At 75.3% G+C, this 10266-nt stretch carries 12 protein-coding genes; 5 read left to right on the top strand and 7 right to left on the bottom strand.

Features of this window, described 5'->3' with window-relative positions; genetic code table 11:
- A partial coding sequence (locus NWP10_RS08320) for a helix-turn-helix domain-containing protein (protein WP_375162475.1) occupies window positions 1-388 on the bottom strand: 388 nt, incomplete at its 3' end.
- A 109-nt stretch (window positions 389-497) separates the two neighbouring features.
- Here NWP10_RS08320 and NWP10_RS08315 point away from each other — a divergent pair.
- From NWP10_RS08315 to NWP10_RS08305, 3 genes are all read left to right on the top strand, one after another.
- Window positions 498-1250, top strand: a complete 753-nt coding sequence (locus tag NWP10_RS08315) for a VWA domain-containing protein (RefSeq protein ID WP_258300538.1) — start codon at window positions 498-500, stop codon at window positions 1248-1250.
- 164 nt (window positions 1251-1414) lie between these two features.
- On the top strand, window positions 1415-2002 hold the full coding sequence (locus NWP10_RS08310; RefSeq protein ID WP_158493675.1) for an inorganic diphosphatase: 588 nt from the start codon (window positions 1415-1417) through the stop codon (window positions 2000-2002).
- Between the two features lie 179 nt (window positions 2003-2181).
- Window positions 2182-2814, top strand: coding sequence for a hypothetical protein (locus NWP10_RS08305; RefSeq protein WP_184172788.1), 633 nt, complete (start codon window positions 2182-2184; stop codon window positions 2812-2814).
- 37 nt (window positions 2815-2851) lie between these two features.
- Here NWP10_RS08305 and NWP10_RS08300 read toward each other — a convergent pair whose 3' ends face one another.
- From NWP10_RS08300 to serS, 3 genes are all read right to left on the bottom strand, one after another.
- Window positions 2852-3238 carry a hypothetical protein gene (locus tag NWP10_RS08300; RefSeq protein ID WP_158508147.1) on the bottom strand — a complete coding sequence of 129 codons (387 nt, stop codon included), beginning with the start codon at window positions 3236-3238 and terminating at the stop codon, window positions 2852-2854.
- 128 nt (window positions 3239-3366) lie between these two features.
- Complete coding sequence (locus tag NWP10_RS08295; protein ID WP_017488076.1) at window positions 3367-4209, bottom strand: HAD family hydrolase; 843 nt, start codon at window positions 4207-4209, stop codon at window positions 3367-3369.
- A 115-nt stretch (window positions 4210-4324) separates the two neighbouring features.
- Window positions 4325-5620 (bottom strand): serine--tRNA ligase, encoded by a 1296-nt coding sequence (gene serS, locus NWP10_RS08290; RefSeq protein WP_258300536.1) that lies wholly within the window; start codon window positions 5618-5620, stop codon window positions 4325-4327.
- A 69-nt stretch (window positions 5621-5689) separates the two neighbouring features.
- Here serS and NWP10_RS08285 point away from each other — a divergent pair, with 69 nt between their 5' ends.
- Window positions 5690-6868: a diacylglycerol kinase family protein gene (locus tag NWP10_RS08285; RefSeq protein WP_258300535.1), complete on the top strand. Its 1179-nt coding sequence runs from the start codon at window positions 5690-5692 to the stop codon at window positions 6866-6868.
- A gap of 140 nt (window positions 6869-7008) precedes the next feature.
- Here the strand turns inward: NWP10_RS08285 and pheA are convergent, their stop codons facing one another.
- Window positions 7009-7962, bottom strand: a complete 954-nt coding sequence (pheA, locus tag NWP10_RS08280) for a prephenate dehydratase (RefSeq protein ID WP_258300534.1) — start codon at window positions 7960-7962, stop codon at window positions 7009-7011.
- Window positions 7959-8285 (bottom strand): rhodanese-like domain-containing protein, encoded by a 327-nt coding sequence (locus NWP10_RS08275; protein WP_258300533.1) that lies wholly within the window; start codon window positions 8283-8285, stop codon window positions 7959-7961. Before NWP10_RS08275 ends, pheA begins: the two co-directional genes overlap by 4 nt.
- Before the next feature lie 124 nt (window positions 8286-8409).
- Here NWP10_RS08275 and NWP10_RS08270 point away from each other — a divergent pair, with 124 nt between their 5' ends.
- Entirely contained in the window at window positions 8410-9834 is a 1425-nt protein-coding gene (locus tag NWP10_RS08270; protein ID WP_258300531.1) for an amidase, read from the top strand.
- A gap of 26 nt (window positions 9835-9860) precedes the next feature.
- Here NWP10_RS08270 and NWP10_RS08265 read toward each other — a convergent pair.
- Window positions 9861-10266 (bottom strand): DUF4190 domain-containing protein (locus NWP10_RS08265; RefSeq protein ID WP_258300530.1); only part of this gene is annotated, 406 nt, incomplete at its 5' end.

The raw sequence follows: 10266 nt of genomic DNA, 5'->3' as shown, positions 1-10266 counted from the left end.
CCCCGGCGGCGCGGGCCGCCGACTCCGCCGCCCGCAGCCCCGCGGGCCCGGCCAGGCGCGCGAGCCGGGCGGGCAGGTCGGCCTCCGGGGAGGCGGCGAACGACTGCGAGGTCAGCACGGGCTCGGAGTCGCGCACCTCGGCGAGGACGGCGGCCGGGTCCGGCTCCCCCGCGCGCTCCTCGAGCATCACGAGACGGGCGTAGACGGCCGGGCTGCCGATCTTGATGCGCTGCCCGCTCGCGAGCTGGGACAGCATGGGGGCGGACAGGCCCAGGGTCTGGGCCAGGGCGCGCTGGCTCAGGCCGTAGGCCTCGCGCACGCCCGTGAACCGCTCGGCCAGGGGGGCGCCGTACAGCGTCCTCTGCTGCTCCAGATGCTCGTCACTCACGGGGGACATCCTCGCATGTGTTTGCAAACGCGAACACATCGGGTAGCTTTGCGATTGCAAACGCACGAGGTCCGGCCCACTCGGACCCCGCCCCACCGGGAGAGAGACCATGACGCACCCTCGCACCGCCCCCGCCCCGCTCGCCGCCGTGGCCGGATCGCTCGGCCTCTGCCTGTCCGCCGCCGTCCTCGCCGGGGCGCCGGCGCTGGCCGCCCCGACGTCGGCGCCGGCGGCCGGTCAGGCCCGCCAGCAGCCAGTCGTCGTCGTCATGGATCACTCCGGCTCCATGCTCAACGCCGACGCGGACGCCTCCGGCACCACCCGCGTGGACGCCGCCAAGGCCGCCACGAAGGACCTCATCCGGGCCGCCCCCGGTGAGACCCCGGTCAGCGCCGCCCTCCAGCAGGCCGCCGACGCCCTCGAGGAGAAGGAGAAGGGCACCACCGTGCTCGTCTCCGACGGCCAGCCCTCCTGCGACACCCCGCCCGCCTGCGAGGACGCCGCCCAGCTCACGGAGCACCTCACCACCCGGACCACGCGCGCCCTCCATGGCTACGAGGCGGCCGGAACCCCGATCACGGGCGGGTCGAGCCTCGCGGAGGCGCCCCTCCTGCTCCCCGGCCCCGCCACGGACACGCTCGCCTCGCACGCCCGCCATGAGCAGATCGGCCACCGCCTGGGCACCGACGACTTCGCCGACGGGGACGTGACCGGGCTGCCGCAGGAGGCCGGACCCGGATTCCTCACGACGGCGGCCCAGTTCCGCGAGCGGTTCCCCGACGAGGCCGCCGCGGCGCCTCCCCCTGGGCCTGGGCCCTGGGCGCCCTCGGCCTGCTCGCCGTGGCCGGCGGCGTCGTCCTGACCCGTCGCACGGGCGCCGAGCGGGGCTGACCCGGGCCGCGCGTCGTCGTCGTCCACGCGGCGGCAACACGGCGGCGCGCCGGTAGGCTGGGACCCAGTCCCGCCGTGCCGCGCACCGCCGCGGTCCGGCGCCCTGCCCAAGAGCAGTCCCACCGAAGGAGAGTCATGCCGCACGACGTCACCATCGAGATCCCCGCGGGCTCCCGCGTGAAGTACGAGTTCGACCACGAGACCGGCCGCCTGCGCCTGGATCGCGTGCTCTTCACCTCGATGCAGTACCCCACCCACTACGGCTACTTCGAGAACACCCTCGGCGAGGACGGCGACCCGCTGGACGCCATGGTCCTCCTGCCGGGCTTCGACCTGGTGCCGGGCTGCGTCGTGGAGGCCCGCCCCGTGGGCGTCTTCAACATGACCGACGACGGCGGCGGCGACGCCAAGCTGCTCTGCGTCCCGGCCGACAAGCGCTTCGACCACATCACCGAGCTGGAGCACATCGAGGAGTCGCTCAAGCAGGAGATCGAGCACTTCTTCACCCGCTACAAGGACCTCGAGCCCGGCAAGTGGGTCAAGGCCGAGGGCTGGCAGGGCCGCGCCGACGCCGAGGCCGAGCTGGAGGCGTCCATCGCCCGCTTCGACGCCGCCGGCGAGCACTCCCCGACCGACGAGCCCCAGGGCCGCGACGTCGAGACCGAGGACCCCAGCCCCGCCACCGAGGAGGGCGAGGAGAAGGACGTGCCGCAGGGCCGCTGACGCCCGGCGCCTCGGGGCCGACCCGAGCCGGCGGTGCCGCGCTCGCTGCGCCGCGCCGCCGCCCGCTCACCCGAGCTGTCCTGCAGATGGCCGGTATGACGCCGATCCACGGCGCCATACCGGCCATCTGCGTTCCCGCTCGACGTCCGGGCCCCTGAGCCCTGGCAGAATCGGGCACCATGCTCGTGCTCACCATCAACCAGCGGGACACCCTCGACGCCGGGGACCGAGTGGACGCGTTCCTGCGCTCCCTTGGCGACGCCCCGGGGCTGGCGGGCGCCGTCGCGCTGCCGTTCCAGCGCGCCGTGGGCGACGAGCTGATCGGCGCCGTGACGGACCCGGCCGCCGCGGTGGAGGTGGCGCTGCGGGCGCTGCGCGAGCGCCGGTGGAACGTGGGGATCGGCGTGGGCGCGCTGCGCGGGGCGGACGGGACGGACGGGGCGCCGTCGTCGGGATCGCTCGACGACGCCGCCGGCCCCGCCCTCGCCCACGCGCGGCGGGCCGTGGAGGCGGCGGCCGTGTCCACCGCCCGGATCCCGCTGGCCGTGCGCGGTGCCGACGCGCAGGCCGCGGCGGAGGCCGAGGCCGTGCTGCGGCTCGTGGGGCAGCTGGTGTGGAGCCGCACGGACGCCGAGTGGGCGGTGCTCGACCTGCTCGTGCCCGGCGTGCGGGGCCAGCAGAAGCCGGCCGCGGACGCCCTCGGCATCACGGCGCAGGCCGTCTCGCAGGCCGTGCAGCGGGCCTACTGGAACGAGGAGCACGCCTGCCGGCCGGCCGCCGCCCGGCTCCTCGCCCTCGCCGAGGAGGGCTGAGCGGGCGGGGCCAAAACCCGCGCGAGGGCCGGGCGGGTCAGCGTGGGTCGGGCAGCGTCGCGTGCCCGGCCACGAGCTTGGTGAACCACACCGGCCCGAGCCAGCGCTGGCGCGGACCCGCCAGGGCGACGTCGGCGGCCGTCAGCCCGGCGGCGAGCACGAGGCCCGCCGGGCGCCGATGCGCCGCCGGCACGGCGCACTGCAGCAGCGCGGTGGACGCCACGACGCCGGCCCAGCGCCCCGCGGCGGCACTCCACGTGCCCTCCCCCACGATCGGCAGAGCGAAGCACTGCACGTGCGCCGCGGCCAGCGCCATGCGCCGCGAGAGCGACGTCCGCGCGTAGTGCTCCCGCGTCGGCCGCAGCTGGAACGCGACCATCCCGCCCACCAGGTCCACCGCCGTCACCCCGACGAAGGCGCCCACGCCCGGCCCGCACCGAGCGGCGGTCTCCGTGCCCGCGACCAACCCGGCCGCCGTCGCGGCACCGACCACGCCCGCCGAGCGAGCCGCGCCCAGCGGTCCCACGAGGCCGGACCAGGCCCGCCTCAGCATCAGGCCGCCGCCGGCTCCTGGACGCGCACGCCCTCCGGGCGGTCCGCCTCCGGGACGAGCGACCAGAGGACGTCCGCGAGACCGTGGTCGTCCACCGACGCCGTGACCTCGTCCGCGGCCTCCTTCACCTCTCGCACGGCCTGGCCCATGGCCACGCCGCGGCCGGCCCAGGCGAGCATCTCGAGGTCGTTGCGGCCGTCGCCCACGGCCACCGTGTGCTCCGGGGCCACGTGCAGCACGGTGCGCAGCGCCTCGAGCCCGGACGCCTTGGTGACGCCCGCGGCGGCCACGTCCAGCCAGGCCGTCCAGCCCACGGAGTAGGTCACGCCGGACAGGCCGATGCCCTCCACGGCGCGGCCGAACTCCTCGGCGGAGGAGTCCGTGGAGAACACGACGAGGCGCACCGCCGTCGTGTTCTTGAGCTCCTCGAAGGTGGTGCCCTCGGCGGCCACGCCGAAGCTCATGTCCTGGAACCGCTCGGTGGACAGGAACGAGCCGTCCGGCACCTCCACCGCGTACTTCGCCCCGGGCAGGCGGCTGCGCAGCTGGGAGAGCACGGAGCGCGGGTCGAAGGTGCGGCAGTCCGTCACCTCGTAGCCGTCCTCAAGGGCGGGGTCCAGGCGCAGGGTGACACCGCCGTTCGAGCAGACCATGTACCCGGCCTCGATGCCGAGGGACTGGGCGACGGGCAGCGTGGCCCCGCGCGAGCGGCCGGTGGCGATCACCACGTGGTGGCCCGCGGCGACGACGGCCTTCACGGCCTCGCGCACCGGCTCGTGCAGGTGGCCGTCATGGTCCACGATCGTTCCGTCCACGTCCAGGCACACGAGCTTCTTCTCCATGGGTCCAGTAGACCAGAGTCCCCGGACACGACGGCGACGCGCGGGTGAACGGGCGGGGCGCAGCGGGGCCGGCCTCGACGGCGACGCCGACGGCGCCGGCCCCGGGCCGGTCCGCTCAGACCAGCTCGAACCGCTCCATGCCGCCGAGGTACGGGCGCAGCGCGGCCGGCACGGTCACGGAGCCGTCCGCGTTCTGGTGGTTCTCCAGGATCGCCACGATCCACCGGGTGGTGGCCAGCGTGCCGTTGAGGGTGGCCACCATGCGGGTGCCGCCGCGCCGGGCCCCGCCGTCGCCGTCCTCCTGCCGCACCCGCTCACGGATGTTCAGGCGGCGCGCCTGGAAGGTGGTGCAGTTCGAGGTGGAGGTCAGCTCGCGGTAGGTGCCCTGCGTGGGGACCCACGCCTCGCAGTCGAACTTGCGGGCGGCGGAGAGGCCGAGGTCACCGGCGGCAATGTCGATCACGCGGTACGGCACCTCGATCGCCGCGAGCATCCGCTCCTCCCACTCCAGCAGGCGCGCGTGCTCGGCCTCGGCGTCCTCCTGGGTCGCGTAGACGAACATCTCGAGCTTGTTGAACTGGTGCACGCGGATGATGCCGCGGGTGTCCTTGCCCGCGGAGCCGGCCTCGCGGCGGTAGCACGTGGACCAGCCGGCGTAGCGGACCGGGGCGTCGACGTCGATGATCTCGTCCGCGTGGTAGCCGGCGAGGGCCACCTCGGAGGTGCCCACGAGGTAGAGGTCGTCGCGCTCGAGGCGGTAGATCTCGTCGTCGTGCTCCACGTCGAAGCCGGTGCCCTGCATGGTCTCGGGGCGCACCAGCGTGGGCGGGATGACGGGCACGAAGCCGTTCTCCAGCGCCAGGTCCATTCCCATCTGCATGAGGGCGAGCTCGAGGCGCGCGCCCACGCCCTTGAGGAAGCTGAACCGGGCGCCGGAGACCTTCGCGCCGCGCTCCATGTCGATCGCGCCGAGCAGCTCGCCCAGCTCCAGGTGGTCGCGGGGCTCGAAGCCCTCGGCCGCGAAGTCGCGCGGGGCGCCGACCTCCTTGACCACCACGAAGTCGTCCTCGCCGCCGGACGGGATGCCGTCGATGATGAGGTTCGGGAAGCCGCGCTGCAGCTCGGCGACGCGCGCCTCGGCGGCGCCGGCGGCGGCCTCGGCCTCCTTCACGCGCGCGGCCAGGTCCTTCACCTCGGCCAGCAGCGCCTGCTTCTCCTCGCCCTGGGCCTTGGCGACCTTCTTGCCGAACGCCTTCTGCTCGGCGCGCAGCTCCTCGAAGGCCGTGATCGACGCGCGGCGGGAGGCGTCCGCCTCGACCATGCGGTCCACCAGGGACGCGTCCTCCCCGCGGGCCTCCTGGGAGGCGCGGTACTTCTCGGGCTGCTCGATGAGGTCCTTGACGTCGATCACGGGTTTCAGCCTAGCGGCCGGGCGCCGCGCAACGGGTCGCGCGTCCGCGCCGGACCCTAGACTGAAGGCATGACTGCTGAGTGGTGGATGGCCCTGGCCGCACTGGTGCTCGGCGCCGTGCTGGCGGTCGCCGTGATCGTCCTGGCGGTGCGGCATCGCGGCCTCGCCGAGCGCCATGAGCGCACGCGCGGGCAGCTGGACGCGGTCGAGCACCGGCTCGACGCCGCGCAGCGCCGCCTCGGCGAGCTGCCGGGCGTGGACCGGCCGCGCCAGGAGATCGCCCTGGTGCTCAACCCCATCAAGGCCCGCGCGGACGAGGTCCGGCGCGCGCTCGAGGCGATGGCGGACCGTGAGGGCCTCGGCTCCGTGCTCGTGCTGGAGACCGAGGAGGACGATCCGGGCACGCAGATGGCCAAGGACGCCCTCGAGGCCGGCGTGCGCCTGGTGATCGCCGCGGGCGGGGACGGCACAGTGCGCACCGTGGCCGAGCAGCTGACCGGCACGGACGTGGCCCTCGGAGTGGTCCCCCTCGGCACGGGCAACCTGCTGGCGCGCAACCTGGACCTGCCGATCAACGACATCGAGGAGTGCCTGCGGATCGCCCTGACGGGCCGCCAGCGGCGCATCGACACGGTGGACGTGCGCTTCACGCACGAGGAGGGCGACGTCACCCGCCAGACGTTCACGGTGATCGGCGGCGCCGGCTACGACGCGGACATCATGGGCGACACCAAGGACGAGCTGAAGGACGTGGCCGGCTGGCTCGCGTACAGCGAGGCCGGCATGCGCCACCTGCGCGGCAAGCGCCACGAGGTGTCCATCTCCCTCGACGGCGGCGCGTCCCGCCGGTTCAAGGTGCGCACGGTGATGGTGGCCAACTGCGGCATGCTCACCGGCGGCGTGGAGCTGCTGCCGGAGGCCAAGCTCGACGACGGCCTGCTGGACGTCCTGGTCCTCTCCCCCCGCCATGCCCTGGACTGGGCGCGGATCGCGGCGAAGACCGTGACGCGCCACGGCGCGAAGATCCCGGTGATGCACACCGAGCAGGCCCAGCGCGTGAAGGTGGAGTTCGCGGACCCCATGCCGTCCCAGCTCGACGGCGACGCGACCGGGGACATCGTGGCCCTCGACGCCCGCGTGCAGCCGGACTCGCTCGTGGTGATGCTCGTGGACGAGAAGGAGGCCTCGGTGCACGACGACGGCCGCTCCGAGGCCGCCCCCGTCCCGGAGCCGGCGCCCCACATCTGACCCCACCCGCTTTCGTGCGGGAAACGGGAGGCTCCCCACTCGCTTTTGTGCGGGAAACGGGAGGCCCCGTTTCCCGCACAAAAGTGGTTCGCAAGGCTCCCGCTTCCCACACGAAAGTGCCGGACGGGGACAGCGCGGGGTCAGCGGGCGAGGAGCCCGTCGACCCAGGCGCGGCCGGCGCGGTAGGCGTCGTCCGAGGTGTGCCGACGCACGGCCACGGGCCGGTGCTCGGCCCGCGGGTAGGACCCCAGGAAGCGCACGCCGGGGAAGATCCGGTGCAGCGCGCCCATCGCGGCGGCCACGCGCTCCTCGGCGAGGTGCCCCTCGAGGTCGATCGAGAAGAAGTACTTGCCCATCCCCTCGCCGGTCGGCCGGGACTCGATGCGCGAGAGGTTGATCCCGCGCGTCGCGAACTGGTCCAGGATCTCCCGGAGCGCGCCCGGATGGTCGTCCGGCAGGGGGACGGTCAGCGTGGTCTTGTCCGAGCCGGTGTGCGCGGGCAGCGGGCCCGGCCGGCCCACCAGCACGAACCGCGTCACCGCGCCCGTGACGTCCTCGATCGCCCGCGCCAGCACGGGCAGGCCGGTCTGCTCGGCCACGAGTGGGGCGCACACGGCGGCGTCGAACGGCTCGGATCCGGGCTCGGCGTCCGCGAGGGCCCGCGCCGCGGCGGCGGTGGATCCGGAGGGCGTGTACTCGACGCTGGCCAGGTTCGCCTCGACCCAGCCGCGCACCTGCGCCCACGCGTGGGTGTGCGTGGACACGCGCCGCACGTCCGCCAGCTCCACGCCGGGCCGGCCCACCAGCACGAAGCTGATCTGCACGAGCTCCTCGCGGAGGATCTGGAGGTCGTCGCCCGAGGCGATGTCGTCCAGGGTGGCGCTCACGCCGCCCTCCACGGAGTTCTCGATCGGCACCATGGCGTGGTCGGCCGCCCCGGCCCGGACGGCCGCGAGCGCGGCCGGCACGGACGTGGCGGGGATCAGCTCGGCCTGCTCGGCGCCCGGCACGGCCCGCAGCGCGGCCTCCGTGAAGGTGCCCGCGGGGCCCAGGAAGGTGCAGCGCCCGAGGGGCGCGGCGTCGTCGCGGGTCACTTGACGGTGGGCTCGGCGCCGCCGTCGGCCTCCATGGGCTTGCCGGCCTCCAGCCATGCACCGGAGCCGCCGGCCACGTTGATGGCCGTGTAGCCGCGGCCCACCATGAACTCGGCGGCGCGGGCGGACCGGCCGCCGGTGCGGCAGATGACGTAGTAGTCGGTGTCCGGGTCCAGCTCCTCGAGGCGGTCCGGCAGCTGGCCGAGCGGCAGGTGCTGCGCGCCGGCGGCGCGGCCCAGGGCCCACTCGTCGTCCTCGCGGACGTCCAGGATGGCCGCGTCCGCGGGGATCTCGTTCACATTCACGGTCTCGAAAGCGCTCATGGCCTCAGCGTAGCCACCGGGGCGGCCGCCGCAGGAAGAGTCCACGGTCGGTGAACGCGGGCGGCGTCCGGCGTGCACCGCCCGTCCCGGCGGGGCGTCCGGCCCGCCCGTTAGGCTCGGCCGCATGCTGACTCCCCACGACGACGCGCCCGCCCCCGCCGCCCCCGCCCGCCTGCTGGACCGCACGGCGGTGCAGCTGCGGGACGCCCTGGCGGCCGGGGAGCTGAGCGCCCGCGAGGTCACGCAGGCCGCCCTCGACGCCGCGGAGCGGCACGCCGGCCTCGGCGCGTTCACGCTCCTGGACCCCGAGGGCGCGCTGGCCCGCGCGGACGAGCTGGACGACGACGGCGCCCGCGCCTCCCTGCACGGCCTCCCGCTGGCCTACAAGGACCTCACGGACGTGCGGGGCCTGCCCACGCGGCACGGCTCCGCCCTGCTGGCCGGCGCCCCGGCGGCGGAGGAGGACGCCCCGCTGGTGCGCCGGCTGGTCGGTGCCGGGACGGTGACCCTGGGCAAGACGACCGTCCCGGAGTTCGGGCTCGACTCCTACTCGGAGAACCTCGTCTCCGCGCCGGCCCGCAACCCCCTGGACCCCGCGCGCACGCCGGGCGGCTCCTCCGGCGGGTCCGCGGCCGCCGTCGCCGCGGGGATCCTGCCGTTCGCGCCGGGCTCGGACGGGGGCGGGTCCATCCGCATCCCGGCCGCCGCGTGCGGGCTGGTGGGCTTCAAGCCCGGCCGCGGGGAGCTGCCCGTGGACGAGCCGGCGGACACGGTCCGCAACCTCACGGTCTCCGGGCCGCTGGCGCACACGGTGGAGGACGCGGCCCTGCTCTACGACGAGCTGCTCACCCCCGAGGGGCTGCCCGGCCGCGTGCTGGCGGACCTGCGCCGCACGGTGGAGACCGCCCGGGCCGGCGGCGCCGTGGAGGGGCGGCGGATCGGGGTGACCACGGCCTCCCCGTTCGCCCCGGACGTGCCGATCACCCTGGCCCGGCCGGCGGTCACGGCGCTGACCAAGGCCGCGGCCGCCCTGTCCGCGGGCGGGCACGCGGTGCAGGACCTGCACCCGGCCTACGGCGAGGAGTACCACCGGGACTTCCGCACGGTGTGGACGTCGGGACTGCTGCGCGCCCCGCTGCCGGAGGACGCCGAGGAGCGCGTGGGCGCGATCGCCGCGCACTTCCTGCGCACGGCCCGGTCCGCGGGGCGCCAGGAGATCGACGACGCGGTCCGGCGGCTCGAGGCGTGGGCGCGCGGGGTGCGGGGGCAGTTCGCGGCCGTGGACGTGGTGATGACGCCGGTGCTGGCCGCCGCGCCGCCGCCGGTGGGCCACTTCCTGGCGATGGAGCCAGAGGACAACTACGCGGCGCAGTGCGCGTTCACGCCGTACACCTCGATGGTCAACGTGCTCGGCCTGCCGGCCGCGTCCGTGCCCGTGCTCCGGGACGAGCGGGGCCTGAGCTGGTCCGTGCAGCTGATCGGCCGCCCCGGCACCTCCGGCGCCCTGCTCGCCCTCGCCGCACACCTCGAGCTGCTGCTGGCCGGCTGAGCCGCAGCGCGCGGCCGGGCGCGGCGTCAGTAGGTGGAGTACTCGCTGGCCGCCATGCCGGCGGCCACCAGGATCGTCAGCAGGACGACGCCGAGCAGCACGAACGCCAGGGACAGGTAGTTCATGACCAGGCCGGCGATGGCCATGCCGCGGCCGTTGGGCTCGCGCTTGAGGCCCAGGTGGCCCAGGATCACGCCGACGATCGGCGGCACCACCAGGGTGAAGCCGCCGACGATCGAGACGATGCCCAGGATCATCGAGGCCACCGACCGGCCGGTGCCCTCCGTCTGGCCGGGCGCCAGCGGGGCGCCGAAGCCGTAGGCGGGCCGGCCGTGGCCCGGCGCCCGGGCGTACCCGGCCGGCGCGTAGCCGTCCTGGCCGTGCCCGGCGTCGCCGCCGTACGCGGGCGCCGGCTGCTGCTCAGCGTAGGAC

The sequence above is a fragment of the Micrococcus sp. HG099 genome (assembly GCF_024723355.1).
GTDB classification, from domain to species: Bacteria; Actinomycetota; Actinomycetes; order Actinomycetales; family Micrococcaceae; genus Micrococcus; species Micrococcus endophyticus.
Note: the sequence above shows the minus strand (reverse complement) of the source record. Positions and strands in the feature narration are given on the sequence as shown.

What these genes read in the sequence shown, in the direction of transcription:
- NWP10_RS08315 (WP_258300538.1), top strand. Translation starts at nt 498, where the DNA reads ATGACGCACCCTCGCACCGCCCCCGCCCCGCTCGCCGCCGTGGCCGGA.
- NWP10_RS08310 (WP_158493675.1), top strand. Translation starts at nt 1,415, where the DNA reads ATGCCGCACGACGTCACCATCGAGATCCCCGCGGGCTCCCGCGTGAAG.
- NWP10_RS08305 (WP_184172788.1), top strand. Translation starts at nt 2,182, where the DNA reads ATGCTCGTGCTCACCATCAACCAGCGGGACACCCTCGACGCCGGGGAC.
- NWP10_RS08295 (WP_017488076.1), bottom strand. Translation starts at nt 4,209, where the DNA reads ATGGAGAAGAAGCTCGTGTGCCTGGACGTGGACGGAACGATCGTGGAC.
- NWP10_RS08285 (WP_258300535.1), top strand. Translation starts at nt 5,690, where the DNA reads ATGACTGCTGAGTGGTGGATGGCCCTGGCCGCACTGGTGCTCGGCGCC.
- NWP10_RS08275 (WP_258300533.1), bottom strand. Translation starts at nt 8,285, where the DNA reads ATGAGCGCTTTCGAGACCGTGAATGTGAACGAGATCCCCGCGGACGCG.
- NWP10_RS08270 (WP_258300531.1), top strand. Translation starts at nt 8,410, where the DNA reads ATGCTGACTCCCCACGACGACGCGCCCGCCCCCGCCGCCCCCGCCCGC.